This window comes from Streptomyces venetus (genome assembly GCF_039540295.1).
Classification (GTDB): domain Bacteria; phylum Actinomycetota; class Actinomycetes; order Streptomycetales; family Streptomycetaceae; genus Streptomyces; species Streptomyces venetus.
The window spans coordinates 874,396-889,303 of sequence record NZ_BAABET010000001.1 but is presented as its reverse complement, the minus strand read 5'-3'; the positions used below and the strand labels follow the sequence as shown (position 1 = coordinate 889,303).

At 73.6% G+C, this 14,908-nt stretch carries 14 protein-coding genes and 1 tRNA gene; 6 read left to right on the top strand and 9 right to left on the bottom strand.

The window, feature by feature from the left end; genetic code table 11:
* Nucleotides 1–28 precede the first annotated feature (28 nt).
* Nucleotides 29–1,324: a M6 family metalloprotease domain-containing protein gene (locus ABEA82_RS03855; protein WP_345659906.1), complete on the top strand. Its 1,296-nt coding sequence runs from the start codon at nucleotides 29–31 to the stop codon at nucleotides 1,322–1,324.
* 84 nt (nucleotides 1,325–1,408) lie between these two features.
* Here the strand turns inward: ABEA82_RS03855 and ABEA82_RS03850 are convergent.
* From ABEA82_RS03850 to ABEA82_RS03820, 7 genes are all read right to left on the bottom strand, one after another.
* Nucleotides 1,409–1,482: transfer RNA gene (locus ABEA82_RS03850), tRNA-Lys, on the bottom strand.
* Nucleotides 1,473–2,060, bottom strand: a complete 588-nt coding sequence (locus ABEA82_RS03845) for a bifunctional DNA primase/polymerase (protein WP_345659905.1) — start codon at nucleotides 2,058–2,060, stop codon at nucleotides 1,473–1,475. The genes ABEA82_RS03850 and ABEA82_RS03845 overlap by 10 nt, the downstream gene beginning before the upstream one ends.
* Before the next feature lie 136 nt (nucleotides 2,061–2,196).
* On the bottom strand, nucleotides 2,197–2,562 hold the full coding sequence (locus ABEA82_RS03840) for a hypothetical protein (RefSeq protein WP_345659904.1): 366 nt from the start codon (nucleotides 2,560–2,562) through the stop codon (nucleotides 2,197–2,199).
* 354 nt (nucleotides 2,563–2,916) lie between these two features.
* Nucleotides 2,917–4,251, bottom strand: a complete 1,335-nt coding sequence (locus tag ABEA82_RS03835; RefSeq protein WP_345659903.1) for an AAA domain-containing protein — start codon at nucleotides 4,249–4,251, stop codon at nucleotides 2,917–2,919.
* Entirely contained in the window at nucleotides 4,248–5,840 is a 1,593-nt protein-coding gene (locus ABEA82_RS03830; RefSeq protein WP_345659902.1) for a hypothetical protein, read from the bottom strand. The genes ABEA82_RS03835 and ABEA82_RS03830 overlap by 4 nt, the downstream gene beginning before the upstream one ends.
* Nucleotides 5,831–6,952: a hypothetical protein gene (locus ABEA82_RS03825; protein ID WP_345659901.1), complete on the bottom strand. Its 1,122-nt coding sequence runs from the start codon at nucleotides 6,950–6,952 to the stop codon at nucleotides 5,831–5,833. The genes ABEA82_RS03830 and ABEA82_RS03825 overlap by 10 nt, the downstream gene beginning before the upstream one ends.
* The gene (locus ABEA82_RS03820; protein ID WP_345659900.1) at nucleotides 6,903–7,871 is read right to left on the bottom strand and encodes a phosphatase PAP2 family protein; all 969 of its coding nucleotides are present in this window, start codon (nucleotides 7,869–7,871) and stop codon (nucleotides 6,903–6,905) included. Before ABEA82_RS03820 ends, ABEA82_RS03825 begins: the two co-directional genes overlap by 50 nt.
* 191 nt (nucleotides 7,872–8,062) lie before the next feature.
* Here ABEA82_RS03820 and ABEA82_RS03815 point away from each other — a divergent pair, with 191 nt between their 5' ends.
* Entirely contained in the window at nucleotides 8,063–8,656 is a 594-nt protein-coding gene (locus ABEA82_RS03815; RefSeq protein WP_345659899.1) for a histidine phosphatase family protein, read from the top strand.
* 149 nt (nucleotides 8,657–8,805) lie between these two features.
* On the opposite strand, the gene ABEA82_RS03810 is transcribed toward ABEA82_RS03815, so the two are convergent.
* Nucleotides 8,806–10,257, bottom strand: a complete 1,452-nt coding sequence (locus ABEA82_RS03810) for an NsdA family TPR-like regulatory protein (RefSeq protein WP_345659898.1) — start codon at nucleotides 10,255–10,257, stop codon at nucleotides 8,806–8,808.
* 296 nt (nucleotides 10,258–10,553) lie between these two features.
* Here ABEA82_RS03810 and ABEA82_RS03805 point away from each other — a divergent pair, with 296 nt between their 5' ends.
* The gene (locus ABEA82_RS03805) at nucleotides 10,554–10,955 is read left to right on the top strand and encodes a hypothetical protein (protein ID WP_345659897.1); all 402 of its coding nucleotides are present in this window, start codon (nucleotides 10,554–10,556) and stop codon (nucleotides 10,953–10,955) included.
* Nucleotides 10,956–11,122: 167 nt separating this feature from the next.
* Complete coding sequence (locus ABEA82_RS03800; RefSeq protein WP_345659896.1) at nucleotides 11,123–11,992, top strand: spermidine synthase; 870 nt, start codon at nucleotides 11,123–11,125, stop codon at nucleotides 11,990–11,992.
* Nucleotides 11,993–12,014: 22 nt separating this feature from the next.
* Here the strand turns inward: ABEA82_RS03800 and ABEA82_RS03795 are convergent, their stop codons facing one another.
* A complete protein-coding gene (locus ABEA82_RS03795) occupies nucleotides 12,015–12,521 on the bottom strand; it encodes a hypothetical protein (protein ID WP_345659895.1) in 507 nt (168 codons plus the stop codon).
* Between the two features lie 132 nt (nucleotides 12,522–12,653).
* Here ABEA82_RS03795 and ABEA82_RS03790 point away from each other — a divergent pair, with 132 nt between their 5' ends.
* Together ABEA82_RS03790 and ABEA82_RS03785 are read left to right on the top strand one after the other, a co-directional pair.
* On the top strand, nucleotides 12,654–13,358 hold the full coding sequence (locus ABEA82_RS03790; RefSeq protein WP_345659894.1) for a response regulator transcription factor: 705 nt from the start codon (nucleotides 12,654–12,656) through the stop codon (nucleotides 13,356–13,358).
* A complete protein-coding gene (locus ABEA82_RS03785) occupies nucleotides 13,355–14,743 on the top strand; it encodes a sensor histidine kinase (protein ID WP_345659893.1) in 1,389 nt (462 codons plus the stop codon). Before ABEA82_RS03790 ends, ABEA82_RS03785 begins: the two co-directional genes overlap by 4 nt.
* Nucleotides 14,744–14,908: the final 165 nt, after the last annotated feature.

Here is a 14,908-nt window from a genome sequence, read left to right as displayed (position 1 = left end):
TACGACAAATCGTCACAGTCTGGGTGCGGTGTTCCGCGAACCGTACCCGGAGGTGTCCGTGCCGCGTCAGTTCCCGCGCGCCCGACTGCGCAGCACCGCGGCCGTGTTCACCACCATGTCGGCCCTCGCCGCGACCTCCCTCGGCACCGGGCACTCGGCCGCCGGGCCCGGCTCGGCCGAACCCTGCGCCCTGACCCGCACCGACGCCCACCACTCGGAGGGTCTGGACACCTGGAACGCCGCCTATCCGCGCCCCGCCCGGGCCCTCGACGCGGTCATGGTCTTCCTGTCCTTCCCTGACTCCCGCCCGCTGACCACGCCGCAGGAGCTGTCCGCCGACCACTTCCCGGCCACCACCCGCTTCTTCGAACGCGCCTCCTACGGCCGCTTCACCCTGCGATCGCACCCGCTGCGGAACTGGATCCAGATGCCGAAGCCGTCCACGGCGTACGACATACAGCGCGACTGGAGCGCCACGCACCGGGCCGCGTACCTGCGGGACGCGCTCACCGCGGCCGACCCGCAGGTCGACTTCTCGCGCTACGACGTCGTCTACTTCGTCGCCGACCCGGACGCACCCGGTGTGGACTCCGACGCGACCAAGGTGGTGAACCTCACCGCCCCGCTGCGGGCCGACGGGGCCGACCTGCACCGGGTCGTGACGGTGTTCGAGCGGCATCCGCCGGACCGGCTCGTCCTCGCCCACGAGACCGGGCACGTCTTCGACCTGCCCGACCTCTACCACCGACCGGTGGACGGCAAGGGCGACTGGGACACGCACGTCGGCGACTGGGACCTGATGGGCAGCCAGTTCGGACTGGCCCCGGATCTGTTCGGCTGGCACAAGTGGAAGCTGGGCTGGCTGGACCAGCGGCAGGTGCGGTGCGTGCAGGACGCCGGGCCCGCCCGGCTGACCCTGGAGCCGCTGGCGGCGGGGCCCGGGGTGGCCGTGGCGGGTGCCGCCGGGGCGCCGGCCTTCGGACTGGGGCGGGGCACCAAGCTCGCGGTCGTGCGTACCGGCCGCGACAGCGTGCTCGCCTTCGAGGCGCGCGGGCCGGTGGGCAACGACCTGAACGCGTGCCGGCAGGGCGTGCTGGTGTACCGGGTGCGGGGCGAGGCCCAGTCCGGCGGCGGACCCATCGAGGTGATCGACGCCCATCCGCGCACCGAGGCCTGCTGGGAGAACTCGGTCTACCCGCCCCTCGCGGACGCGCCGATCAGTGCCGGGGAGAGCTTCACGGTGCCGGGGGAGGGGGTGCGGGTGGAGGTGGAGGGGCGGACGGCCTCGGGGGCGTGGACGGTGAAGATCACTGTCGGGCGGTGAGGGGGCGCGGGTCCGGCGCCGAGAGGGTGCGAGTCGAGGGCATGCGAAAGGCCCCCCGCTCGCGCGAGAGGCCTTTGCTGTCTGTGCGCCGCCAGGGACTCGAACCCCGGACCCGCTGATTAAGAGTCAGCTGCTCTAACCAACTGAGCTAGCGGCGCCTGCTGACGTCGTAGACCTTAGCACCCTGGTCGGCGGGAGGAAAAATCGATATCCGCACCGCCGAACGGGCTGCCCGGACGGCTGCCCAGAGCAGTACCTCGGGGCCGGGGAGCCAGGGCTGACGGGTGTCGGGTGCGACGAGCCAGCGGGTGGGGGAGGCCGTCCGGGCCGGGGGCGGGACGGTCACCGCGTCGCCCGTGCCGTGGCACAGCAGGGGCGGCACCGTGACCGCGTGGCCGGTCTCCCGGACGTCCCTGCCCTGGGTGCCCCACTCCTCCCACTCCAGCAGCGCCGGCAGCCGCTGGGCCGTGCCCGGCGCGGCGAACAGCAGCATCCGGCCCCGGAACTCCGCGACCGGGCCCGAGCCGGGGCCGTCGTCCCACAGCCGGTCGAGCATCCGCCGCCCGAACATCGCGGGCGCGCTGACCACGTCGAACACCGAGCCGCAGGGCAGCACGACCGGCGCGTCCGGCCGCTCCTCCCAGAGGGCGAGCGTGCTCCGGGGATACGTTCCTGCCGAAGCGAGCCAGGCGGCTCCGTCCGGCGTGACGTGTGAGGCGTTCCATGCACTGCTCATGACGCCCATGTCTACCGGGGGTGAGTATGCGATTCCCGACGGTTGCGGGAAATCGGGACAGGAGGGTGGGGGAGGGGGTATCTTGCCCGCCTGGCATATGCCATGTAGATCGGTGAGGGGCCGCAGCGGCCCGGTCTCACACCGGGTCGACGGGCCCGGGACCCTCGTCGCCGCGCAGCAGGTCCCGGCCGAACTCGACCATCTTCTTGGCGTAGTCCTCGGTCCACTCGGCCCGCTCGGCGATGTCCGCCGCCGTCAGCCGGTCGAACCGCCGTGGATCGGCCAGCTGCGCCGCCGCCACAGCCTGGTACTCCACCGCCCGGTCCGCCGCGGCCCGGAACGCCAGCGTCAGCTCCGTCGCGCGGGCCAGCAGCGCGCGGGGGTCGTCGATCGACTCGAGGTCGAAGAAGTGCTCAGGGTCGGAGGCCGCCTCCGCGGGCTCGAAGAGCAGGGGCGCGGGGCGTAGCCGCGGTTCGTTCCGACGCGGCGTGGGCTCCGCCATGTCTCTCCTCCTCGTACGTCGCGCTGACCCTCCCGGTGGAGCGGGCCACCGTCCATTGTCTCGCGGGCGCGCAAGTGGGCATCGCGGTAGTGGTACGTCTCTCCCACCACCCGGCGTTCGCCCACGAGCGGGTTACGGACGCCACACCAGTCGATGTTCGGCCAGACGTGGAGCCGGACTGTGGGGTGGGTGTGCTTGATGGGTGGGTCATGGCCGCCAGGGGACCCGGTGCTCCGCCAGATGCGCCAGCACCGCGTGGTTCGCCTCCCACCCGTCGGGGCTGTGTTCATCGGTCGCCTCCGGCGGCGTGCCGGCCTCCGGCCGGCGGTGGGGTGGGTGTGTTTGATGGGTGGGTCAGGGCTGCCAGGGGACCCGGTGCTCCGCCAGGTGCGCCAGCACCGCGTGGTTCGCCTCCCACCCGTCAGGGAACTTCACCACCGTCCCCAGCTGGACCGGCTCCGTCGACGGATAGTCGTCCAGGAGGTCGCTCACGCCTGCCCGGCAGACCACGATGCAGGCGTGCCGGTGGCGGGAGGCCAGGACGCAGAGGCGGCCCGTCTCCAGGTGGAAGGCGGTGGCGTCGGGGCGGCCGGAGAGGGGGTGGAGGACGACCGTGACGTCGTACTCGCGGCCCTGGAGCCGGTTCGCCGTGTCCACGACCACGTCGGTGACGCCGAGCTCGGCCAGCGCCGCCCGTACCGCCGCCGCCTGGTCCCGGTGGGCCGTGCCCACGGCGACCCGGTCGGCGGTCAGGGGGGACGGGTCCGGCGAGCGTTCCGACGTCGCCGCGCCGCCCCGGTCCAGCAGGCGCCGCACCACCGTCGCCACCGCCCGCACCGCCTCCGGGTCCGTGCGCGGGGTGTGCCGCGCGGGCAGCTCCAGCAGGCCCCAGCCCGACACGGCCGCCTCGTCGATCACCCGGTCCGGGCCCGAGCCGTCGGAGGGGACGGCGAAGGACAGGGCGCGGTCGCCCGGGCCGGTGCCGCTGCGGAACGGCGTGTACGGGTAGAACGCGTCCGAGACCAGGGGCGCCGCGGACGCCGGGAGCCGCCAGGAGACAGGCAGCCGGTGCTGCGGCAGATCCGGGTTGTGCGCGAGCAGCGTCGTGACGGCCGAGGCCGACGGGTCGTACGCGAGGCCCGCCCACTGCTCGCTGCCCACGATCGCGAACGGGTCCAGCTGCCCCGGGTCACCCACGAACAGCGCCCGCTCGAACAGCCCGGCCACCGCGAGCAGCGCGTCCGAGCGCATCTGGTACGCCTCGTCGACGATCGCGTGCCGCCACGGCTCGTCGACCTTGACGTGTCCCCACTTCGCCGCGGTCGAGATCACCACGGCCAGTCCGGCGAGATCGGCCGCCTTCGCCGACTTGCGGACGTTCTCCAGATCGTCGAGCGCCTTGTCGTACGGGTCGGAGTCACTGCTGTGCAGCCGCCCCACCGGCAGCTCGGGGTTCTTCTCGGCGAGCCGCAGGACGAGGTCGTCGACCTGGGCGTTGGTCTGCGCGACCACCATCAACGGGTGGCCGGCCTCGGCCAGTTCCAGGGCGGCGCGGACGACCAGCGTGGACTTGCCGGCGCCGGGCGGCGAGTCCACGACCACACCGCGCGCGGTGCCGTGCAGCGTGTCGTGGAGGATCGCGTCGGTGGCCCGGCCCGCGGCGGCGGAGGGGTCGAAGACGGTCGTCACAGCAGGTCCTCCTCGGTCACCGGATCGGCCGTCTCCAAGGTCGCCTCACCGGGCGGCCCGCCGTGCGTCCACGGCGTCTCCTCCGGGTCGGGCAGCTTCGCGCCGCCCCGCTGCTCGTGCTCGAAGAGTGTGAAGCAGACGCGGTCGCCCTTCTCCGGCACCGACCCCGGCTCGGGTTCCTTGCCGCGTCCCATCTTGTCCAGGACCCGCAGCACGACATACGCGCCGTCCTCCTCGGTCCCGACGAACTCCGCCGACTGCGGCTTCCCGCCCAGCGACCGGTACACCTTCGTCCGCTCACCGAGATGCGGCCGGTCGTCCGTGCGCACCGTGACCAGGGGGCGCGGGCTGGGCCGCTTGCCCTCGCTGTACGCCATCACGACATCGGTGACCTCGCCCGCGAAGGCCTCCCCGGACAGCCGCCGCCCGGCCATCACCAGCGGGTCGTCGAGGGCCTCCTGCGCCTCCAGCCGGGCCTGCTCGCGCTCGCGCGTGGCGAGCTTGTTCGCGGCGGTGACCGCGTCGTCGCGGCGCGGCTGCGGGGGCTCGCCGGCCAGGACCCGGTCGCGGTGGCCGGTGAACGACCAGCGGTCGCGCGTCCACCGCTCCTCGACGTGCGCCCCCTCGGGCAGCTCCCCCAGCAGGTCCAGACCCCGCCAGACCGCGTCCCAGGTGGGCCGGGTACGGCTGAGCACCAGATCGCGGATCTCCCGCTCGGCGGCGGTCAGCGCACCGAACCGGTCGTCGGCCTGCAGACCGTCCTCGGCCGCGGCGAGGGCCGTGCGGGCACGGTCGTAGCGCTCGATGGCCGGGGCGAGCAGCTTGTTGTCGAACGCCGGGTCGGTGGCGGGCCCGGCCGGGGGACACGTCAGCTGGCCCCGCTCGTCCCGCTCCAGCTCCGCCCGCAGCGCCGCCTCGGCGCCGGAGGCACCCTCCGGCGGGTCGATCCAGGCGAGCAGCGCCCCGAGGTGCTGGTCCTCCAGCGTGGACTGCCCCGTCGCCCAGTGCCGGCCGAGGACGTCGGTCATGGCCAGCAGCAGCGAGGAACCGGGCACCCGGGCCCGCTCCCCGAAGTGCGTCAGCCACCGCCCGAGCAACGGCACCCGCGGCGGCGCCGGGTACGGGGCCTCCGGGTCCTGCTCGGCCGTACGCCGGAAGCGCGTGGAACGCCCGAGCAGCCGCACCAGGTCGATGCCCGCCCGGCTCGGCACGATCAGCTGCGGGGCGTCCGCGCACAGGTCGACCTCGACCTTGACCCGCTTGCCCGTCTCCGGGTCGGTCTCGGTGCGCTCGGCGGCCTCCACGACCTCGGCGTACGCGTCGACGTACGGCAGCACGACATCGGCCAGTTCGGCCAGGAACGCGAACCTGAGGTCACGGTCGCGGGGCTGCGGGACGGCCAGCAGCCGCGGCGCGTCCCGGTCGGTGCCGACCAGCGCGCCGAGCGGCGCCCCGGCCTCACCGGCCGTGATCAGCGGCACGAACACCAGCGGACGGCCGGAGAGATGCCGGTGCCGGACGGTGGCGGCGGGCTGGGCGCGGCCCGTGCTGACCGCCTCGAGCCGGGCCAGGGTGGAGATCAGCGACACGCCGCCTCCAGTGCCTCGGCGCGCAGGGCCGCCGCCCGCCGCAGGGCCGCCACGGCGGGATCGGAAGCGTCCCCCGTCTCGCCCCGGGCGGCGGCGAGGACGTCCTCCACGGTCGTCAGCCCGCCCAGCTCCGCCCGCACCGGGCGGCCCAGCGAGGTCACCGCACCCGCCTCACGGGACCGGGTGCGGCAGTGGAAGGCCAGCTCGCAGGTGGACAGGCACTCCGGCGCGTACGTCGCCGGGACCGACTCCACGGCGGCCGTCAGCTCCTCGCCGGGCAGCTCGGGGGAGAAGCACGTGCCCTCGGGGAGCCCCTCGGCGATGTCCTCGATGCGGGTGAGCCGCGCCAGCTGGCGGGCCGTCACCGCACGCTGCTTGCGGATGTCCACGGCGGACGCGGCCGGCAGGTTGGAGAAGTCCCGGGGGCAGACGAGCAGGATCCGGTGCCGCACGCGCGGGGAGGACTCCAGCCGGGCCGCGACCTCCTCCAGCGCCAGCACGTACACCGCCGCCTGCCGGGCCGCCGCCCCGACCTTCGCCGGGTCCGCCGAACCGTCCAGCAGCGGGAAGGACTTGATCTCGACCACGGTCCAGCTGCCGTCCGGATGCACCACCACCGCGTCCGGTTCGAGGAACGCCGGGGAGCCCGCGACGTCCAGCGCCAGCATCGGATGGTCGAGCAGCGTCCACGCGCCCGGGTGCGCGACGGCCTCCCGCAGCTCCAGCGCCGTGCGGGCCGTACGCCCCTGGGGGCCGCTCGCGGTCAGGTCGGGCACGCGCGCCTCGACGGGGGGCTCGGCCGCCCGGTCCAGCTTCTCGTGCACCAGCCGCAGCAGCTCCGCACCGCCGTCGGCCTTGACCTTCGCCTCGAACGCGTTGCCCCGCGTGAGCGCGAACTGCGACTGTCCGAAGGCCGAAGGCGAGCCCAGCGCACTCGCCAGATCCGCCTTGTTCACCCCGGCACCGTCGAGGATCGCGCGTCGCGCACAACCGGGGTTGGCGGCGAGGGCCGCCAGTGCGCGCGCGTCCAGTGCCTTCGCGGGTACGTCCGGGCCGCGCAGCTCAGCGAGCCGCTGCCGGAGCGCCGTCCCCCGCGTCCTGGGGAGAGGCACTACCCGCGTCGGCTCCCGCTCCGAGCCGCGACTCGCGCTGCCGTGGAATTCGCTCACCCGCGGAAGTCTGGCATCCGGCACTGACAATCGAGGAACCCGCGGCGGAAGAGCCCGCCGTGACCGGTGTGGCAGGCGGCACGAACCGCGCCTTGACCCGGTCCGCGACACGGTCCGCCGCGCGCATCACGAACGGTGCCAGCAGCAGCCCGGCGCCCATGACGGCCGCGCCCGCGAGCGCGTCGAGGAAGTAGTGGTTGGCGGTGCCCATCACCACGATCGTGGTGATCAGCGGGTAGGCGACACCGGCCGCCTTCGCCGTACGCGTGCCGCCGTAGCGCCACAGCATCACGCCGCACCACAGGGACCAGCCCACGTGCAGACTCGGCATGGCCGCGTACTGGTTGGTCATGCCCCCCATGCCCCGCGGGGCGCTCGCCGCGCCGCCCCACCAGCCGTACGAGCTGTACTGCGCCATCGTGTCCACGAAGCCGTGACTCGCGTCGAGGAGCCGGGGCGGACAGGTCGGCATCAGGGTGAAACCGACCAGGCCGATGAGGGTGGACGTCATCAGCCAGGTGCGCGCGGCGCGGTAGCGCACCGCGCGCGAACGGAAGAGCCAGACGAGGATCACCGGCGTGACGAGGTAGTGCAGCGACGCGTACCAGAAGTCCGCCGGTATGCCTATCCACGCCTCGCGCGTGAAGAGGCGGTTGAGCGGGTGCTCGAAGTTGAGGTGCAGCGCCTTCTCGATGCGCAGGAGTGCCAGACCGTTGTCGACCGCGCCGGAGACGTCGCCCCGGGCGAGCAGCCGGCCCGCCGTGTAGCACGCGTACACCAGCAGGATCAGCGGCAGCTCGGTCCACCAGCGCAGCCGGGGCGCAGGGGCCGCCTCGGTGCCCGGTGTCTCGGTGTGCGGCATCCGATCGCCCTCCCCCTTCGTCTTCACGCGGCTCCCGCCTGGCCGGTCGTGTCACCTTACGGCGTATGTGCGCGCCCTGGGGGCGCCCTCCGGCTCTCAAAGACGCGGAGATCGCCCCCCGGGTTGCCCCCGACCAGCGTGCGCGATGATGGAGACGTTCCGCTTGCGTTTTTCTCCCGGAGAGGTTCCCCATGGCTCCGCGCATCCTGCTGGCCCGCCACGGACAGACCGAATGGTCACTGTCCGGCAAGCACACCGGCAGGACCGATGTACCCCTCCTGGAGGAGGGCAGGCGCGGAGCCAAGCTGCTGGGCGAGCGGCTGCACCGGGCGCCCTACGACGGTCTGCCCGGCGTCGAGGTGCGGACCAGCCCGCTGGCACGCGCGCGTGAGACCTGCGAACTGGCCGGCTTCGGTGACCGCGCGCGCACCTGGGACGCGTTGATGGAGTGGGACTACGGGGCGTACGAGGGCATGACCCCGGCGGACATCCAGGCCGTCCGGCCCGGCTGGCTCATCTGGCGCGACGGTGTCCCCGAGGGCGAGACCCTCGCGGAGGTCACGGCCCGGGCCGACGAGGTGGTCTCCTGGGCGCGCTCCGAGGACCGTGACGTCCTGGTCTTCGCCCACGGGCACGTCCTGCGCTCCCTCGGGGCGCGGTGGCTCGGCCTGCCGATCGACTTCGCGGCACGGATACGGCTGAACCCGACGTCGTTGTCGGTCCTGGGATGGGCCTACGGCGAGCCGGCGATCGAGAGCTGGAACGACTTGGGGCACTTGGCATAGCTGCTGAGCCGCCTAGCTGCGGGCAGTCGTGCCGCGGGGGCGATGGGGGTCCCCCCTGCTCGAGCGAAGCCGAGAGCTTGGGGGAGGGTGGGCGCAGCGGCACCCCGCCACGCCGGGTTGCGCAACGCCCCCCGGGCAACACCCCCGGCTCACGTCACCCGTGGCACGGACGCATGCCTCTCCAAGAACGCCGACACCCCCGACGCCCGCCGATGCGGCGCCAGCACCCGCGCCGTGGTCGCCAGCATCGTCTGGATCCGGGACGACTGCACCTCCTCCAGCAGATCCAGCACCCGCATCCCCGCCACGGCCGCCTCGTCCGGCCACCCACCTCGCGCGAGGTCGTCCGCCAGCTCCGCCGTGTACAGCGCGATGTTCCTCGTGAAGTGCGGATCCTGTAGCTCCGCCGCGCGCCGCGCGTGCCGTGCCGCCCGGCGCCAGTCGCCGAGCGTGGACCAGCACTGCGCTTCCAGCCCCTCCAGTTCGGCCTCACCGTAGAAGGACATCCACTCGGGATCGGCGTCCGAGGGGCCCCGGTCGAAGAGGGCCTGGGCCCGGGCCAGCGCCTGTTCGCAGCCGACGCGGTCGGCGAGGCCCGCCCAGCCGCCCGCCTCGCGCAGCGCGAGCAGCGACATCAGCCGGGCCGAGCCCACCGGCCGGGCGACGCGCTGCGCTGCCTGGGCGGCCCGGACCGCCTCGCGCGGCCGGCCGGCGTCGCGCGCGAGGAACGCCGTGTTGCAGAAGGCGTGCGCCTCCAGGCCCGGGTCGCCGGTCATCCGGGCGGTCGCCAGCGCCTCCGCGTAGTGGGAGCGGGCGTCGTCGAAGCGCCCCGAGTCATGGGCCAGCCAGCCCACGGAGATGGCCAGTTCACCGGCGCCCGAGTACAGCCGGTCCGCCGTGGTCTGCCGGGTCGTGCCGGCGTCGAGCAGGGCGTAGGCGGCGCGCAGCGGGGCCGCCGCCCGGCGGTAGAGGCCGTCGGCGCCGTGCCGGTCGTCGAGCAGCCGGATGCGGCGGACGGCTTCTTCCAGGGCGCCCGCGTCACTCGCCCCGGCGCGGCGCACCGGGCGTTGCGCCGCCGAGGCGTCGCGGGCGAGGCCGACGGGCCCCAGCGAGGCGGCGGCCACCGTGGCGCCCCCGCGGGTCATGAACGCGCGACGTAGCACGTCGCTCTCCTCGTAGGTGTCGTGCGGGTGGTACGGGTCGTACGGGTCCTGCGTTTCATACGGCTCGCACGCCCCGCTGGTCTCACTCGTGGCGTTCGCCGGGTTCGCGCTGCACGTCAAAGGCGCGTCCTCGGTCTCGGGCGCCCGGCGTCCGCGCACCGACGAGCGGGGCGCGAACCCCAGGTCGGTGAGCGTGCGGCCCGGGAACATGTGCCGGAACACCCGTTCATAGGCGTAGTTGGGACAGCGAATCTCACCCGCCTCGACCCGGCCGATGTACCGCGCGTCACAGCTGACCTGCTCGCCGATCTCGAGACCGGCCCGGCGGATCGCCGCGGCGAACTCGGCAGGCGAGCGCTGTCCACGCAGTTGCCGGAAGGTGAGGTTCGGCCGTGGTGGCCGGTTGGGCTGAGACGAGGTCACCGTTGACGACGCCATGGCCGGGTCCTCTCGTGCGAACCGTCGAACCATGCCGGGTTTGGGACGAGTCATACGTGTTGTCCGTATGGTCTGTCCTGTATCCGGCGGGCAAGAACGTACCTGCTGTGCCGGAGTCGCCACGCTGTGTTTGGCTACAAACCGGATATCTCATCCGTGATCTGCCATGAAGTGCCATCCTTTGCGGCTGACTTCCCCCGTAGCCCTTGACGCCCTGACGCGTTGAACCCCGCGGACCGGGAGGCCCCCGACTCCCGACCGCTCGTCCAGACAGGGGTTCCGTGGTGGAGGCCGGGATGGAGACCAGCCGGATCAACGATCCTCGTAGGCCGTCGAGTACGCCGGCGGCCGGCTGCGACGTGGTCACGGTGCCGGCCCGGCAGGGCCTGGAGGCGGTCGACATCCTGCGGCGCGGGACCGGTGACGCGGTCGGCCCCGTGCTGCATGACGACGGCGGCGACACACTCGGCTTCCTGGTGCCGCCGGGGACGGCCGCGGCGTGGGACGTACCGGGGAGCACCTGCACCGAGACCGACGGACGCGGACTGGTCCTGGACCTGGCCCCCGAACCCCCGGTGGCGGGCTCGGACTGGCTGCTGCCGCCCGGCGAGGCGGACCTCGCGACGGATCCCGCGGTGCTGCGCGAGGCCCTGGGGGAGGCCGCCCGGATGATCAAGGCGGCGGACAGCTGCCGCTGAAGCGACCGGGCCGTACCGCCGCGACCGCCGGGCCGTACGCCACCGCGACCGCCGGACCGTGCCCCGCCGGGCCGAACGCCGCCGCGACCGCCGGACCGTGCGCCCCCGCGACCGCCCGAGCGTAGGAGCGTACGTCCTGCTTAGCCGCTCACCCCGATAATGACCCCATGGGAAAGTCCAGGAGCGGCCGGCGCAGGCAGGCCGGTGCGGAAGCCGTCGTCGAGAGCGTCGACGGCGGCCTGGCCGAGCTGATCCCCGACCGCGACCGGGCGCGGGCCTGGACCCTGCTGATCGACGGAGCCCCGCAGTCCCACGTCGACCTGGACGACCCGGCCTACCTGTCCTTCGAGTACCAGCGCCGCCTCGGACACGTCATCGACCTCGTCGCCCCGCCCGGCCGGCCCGTGCACGCCGTGCACCTCGGAGGCGGCGCGCTCACCCTCGCGCGGTACGTCGCCGCCACTCGGCCCCGCTCCACCCAGCAGGTCGTCGAGCGGGACGCCCCCCTCGTGCAACTGGTCCGCCGGGAGCTGCCGTTGGACGCCAACAGCCGGGTCAGGGTGCGGTCCGTCGATGCCCGCGAGGGACTCGCCAAGGTGCCGGACGGCTGGGCCGACCTCGTCATCGCCGACGTCTTCAGCGGAGCCCGGACACCGGCGCACCTGACCTCGACCGAGTTCCTCGACGACGTACGCAGGGCGCTGAAGCCCGGCGGCGTCTACACCGCCAACCTCGCCGACGGACCGCCGCTCGCCCATCTGCGCGGCCAGATCGCCACCGCCGCCGCCCGATTCGAGGAGCTCGCGCTGGTCGCCGACCCGACGGTGCTGCGCGGCAAGCGCTTCGGGAACGCCGTCCTGGTCGCCTCCGACCACCCCTTGCCCGTCGCCGAACTGACCCGCCGCGCCGCCTCCGATCCGCATCCCGGCCGGGTCGAGCACGGCAGGACGCTCACCGACTTCACCGGCGGGGCCGTCCCCGTCACGGACACCGCGGCGGTGGCGTCCCCGGCGCCGCCCGCCTCGGTGTTCAGATGACCCGCACGACCCCGTACGGCGTTCAGTAGGTCCCGATCTCCACACGCGGCGGGCCGTCGTGCCAGGTGCAGAAGACCGACACCCGGTCCGCGCCCGAGGCGAACTCCACGCGGATCCACGACTCCGTCTTCCACACCTGCATCGACCAGCCCGAAGCCGGTGTCGCCGAGACGAGGGAGGCGGCGGCCGGCCCGAGGTCGAACACCGCCCGGCCGCCGTCGGTGTCGTAGCTCCTGACCTGACCGGTGGGGGAGGGGGCGGGCCTGTCCGGCTTCGGCGGGGCGGGACTCGGCTTGCGCGGCGCGGACGGCGTCGGGCTCGGCTTCGGTGGCTGTGGACTCGCCCGCCGCGTCGGCGGCGCCAGTGCCTTCGACTCCTGCCGGGCCGCGTCGGCCGCCTTGACCGGCAGGGCACGCGGCGGGTCGTAGGCCGTGCCCGCCATCACCGTGTGCACACCCCACCACGACAGCGTGACCGCCGCGCCCGTGGCGAGCAGCCAAGCCAGTACGTGAACGAGTCCTCTGCGCATCGCCGGCCATACTGCCTCACGCGTCCCATGACTTGTCCACCAACAGCAGCCCGGCAAGGCCAGGTTGTCCACAGCCGAGGAGTTGTCCACAGCCCCGCACCCGCTTGTTCGAGATGGCGTACGGTGCGGCGCATGGCAAGTGTGCTCGTGGTCGAGGACGACCAGTTCGTACGCTCCGCGCTCATCCGGCATCTGACCGACGCCTCGCACACCGTGCGCAGCGTCGGGACGGCGCTGGAGGCGCTGCGCGAGGTCGCCCACTTCCGCTTCGACGTGGTGATCCTGGACCTCGGACTGCCCGACCTCGACGGGTCCGAGGCCCTGAAGATGCTGCGCGGCATCACGGACGTGCCGGTCATCGTGGCCACGGCCCGGGACGACGAGGGGGAGATCGTGCGGCTGCTGAACGCGGGCGCGGACGACTACCTGACCAAGCCGTTCTCGGTCGAGCACCTGTCGGCCCGCATGGCGGCCGTGCTGCGCCGCGCACGCTCCGGAGCGCCGGAGCGGGAGCCGTCCCCGGTGATCCGGGTCGGCGGCCTGACCGTCGACCCGCTGCGCCGGCAGGCCGAGCTGGACGGCGCGCGGCTCGACCTCACCCGCCGCGAGTTCGACCTGCTCGCCTTCCTCGCCCGGCGGCCCGGCGTCGTCGTCCCCCGCAAGGAACTGCTCGCCGAGGTGTGGCAGCAGTCCTACGGCGACGACCAGACCATCGACGTCCATCTGTCCTGGCTGCGCAGGAAACTGGGCGAGACGGCCGCCAACCCGCGCTATCTGCACACCCTTCGGGGCGTCGGAGTGAAACTCGAACCGCCGGGGGCGGAGGCGCCGCGATGAGGTGGGCCCTGGTCAAGGTGTCGCTGGCGGTGACCACCATGGTCGTGCTCGCCTTCGCCGTGCCCCTCGGGCTCGTCATCCGCGAGCTGGCCCGGGACCGTGCCTTCTCCAATGCCGAGCGGGAGGCCGCGGCCGTCGCTCCGGCCCTGTCCATCACCACCGACCGCGACCAGCTCGAACGGGTCGTCGCCTCCGCCGGTTCCGACTCCGGGATGGCTGTGCACATACCGGCGGGCGACGGCCAGGAGGCCCTCGAACTCGGGCGGCAGCGCGCCGCCGACGAGGACATCGCGGCGGTACGGAAACTGGGCCGCGCCTCCACCACCGGCGTGGTGGGCGGCTCGACGCTGCTCCAGCCGGTCGCGCTCAGCACCGGCGAGATCGCGGTCGTCGAGGTGTACGTGCCGGAGTCCGAGGTCACCAACGGCGTGGGCACGGCCTGGGCGGTGCTCGCCGCGGTGGGTGTCGCGCTGATCCTCGGCTCGGTCGCGGTCGCCGACCGGCTCGGTGTCCGGATGGTCCGGCCCGCCAAGCGCCTGGTGGAAGGGGCGCACGAACTGGGGGAGGGCAAGCTCGGGGCGCGCGTGCCCGAGGAGGGCCCGACCGAACTGCGGCTCGCGGCCGTCGCGTTCAACTCGATGGCCGACCAGGTCGTCCAACTGCTGGCGAACGAGCGGGAGCTGGCGGCCGACCTGTCCCACCGGCTGCGCACACCCCTGACCGTGCTGCGGCTCAACACCGCCTCGCTGGGCGAGGGCCCGGCCGCCGATCAGACCCGCACCGCGGTCGAGCAGTTGGAGCGCGAGGTCGACACCATCATCCGTACGGCCCGGGAGGCCAAGCCGCAGACGGCCGCGGCCGGTCCGGGCGCCGGGTGCGACGCGGCCGAGGTGGTCCGGGAGCGGATGGCGTTCTGGTCGGCGCTCGCGGAGGACGAGGGCCGCAAGTGGCGGGTGGCCGGGGCCGACCGGCCGGTGCGCATACCCGTGGCCCGCGCCGACCTGGCCGCCGCGCTCGACGCGCTGCTCGGCAACGTCTTCCGGCACACCCCGGAGGGCACCGCCTTCGCGGTCGACGTGCACAACGGCGAGGACGCGGTGATCGTCCTCGTCTCGGACGCGGGCCCCGGCATACCCGACCCGGAGGCCGCCATGGCACGGGGCCGCGGCTCCGGGAGCGACGGCTCCACCGGTCTGGGCCTGGACATCGTGCGCCGGCTCGCGGAGTCGACCGGCGGGGACGTCAGGATCGGTTCCTCGGTGCTCGGCGGGACCGAGGTGCGGATCTGGCTCCAGCTCGACGGCAGGGCGCCGGTGAGCAGGGGGCACCGGCAGCTGCGGCGCCGGCGGCCGGGCAGGCTGGCCGCCGCCTTCAAACAGCACTGATCCCTGCGTACCCGCGGGTCGGTCACGTTTCGACAAATGACGTCGACGGCTCTTGACGCATGACCGGACATACGGCTGTTATTGCGCCACCGTGTTCGGTCAAGTTGATTTCTGGTCGATTAAGACCAGGTTTCACGCCACTCCCCCGTGGCCGAACCCTGCCTC

Bases quoted from the DNA above. Each gene is read 5' to 3' on its own strand.
- ABEA82_RS03845 (WP_345659905.1), bottom strand. From the start codon at position 2,060: ATGAGCAGTGCATGGAACGCCTCACACGTCACGCCGGACGGAGCCGCC.
- ABEA82_RS03840 (WP_345659904.1), bottom strand. From the start codon at position 2,562: ATGGCGGAGCCCACGCCGCGTCGGAACGAACCGCGGCTACGCCCCGCG.
- ABEA82_RS03820 (WP_345659900.1), bottom strand. From the start codon at position 7,871: ATGCCGCACACCGAGACACCGGGCACCGAGGCGGCCCCTGCGCCCCGG.
- ABEA82_RS03815 (WP_345659899.1), top strand. From the start codon at position 8,063: ATGGCTCCGCGCATCCTGCTGGCCCGCCACGGACAGACCGAATGGTCA.
- ABEA82_RS03810 (WP_345659898.1), bottom strand. From the start codon at position 10,257: ATGGCGTCGTCAACGGTGACCTCGTCTCAGCCCAACCGGCCACCACGG.
- ABEA82_RS03805 (WP_345659897.1), top strand. From the start codon at position 10,554: ATGGAGACCAGCCGGATCAACGATCCTCGTAGGCCGTCGAGTACGCCG.
- ABEA82_RS03800 (WP_345659896.1), top strand. From the start codon at position 11,123: ATGGGAAAGTCCAGGAGCGGCCGGCGCAGGCAGGCCGGTGCGGAAGCC.
- ABEA82_RS03795 (WP_345659895.1), bottom strand. From the start codon at position 12,521: ATGCGCAGAGGACTCGTTCACGTACTGGCTTGGCTGCTCGCCACGGGC.
- ABEA82_RS03790 (WP_345659894.1), top strand. From the start codon at position 12,654: ATGGCAAGTGTGCTCGTGGTCGAGGACGACCAGTTCGTACGCTCCGCG.
- ABEA82_RS03785 (WP_345659893.1), top strand. From the start codon at position 13,355: ATGAGGTGGGCCCTGGTCAAGGTGTCGCTGGCGGTGACCACCATGGTC.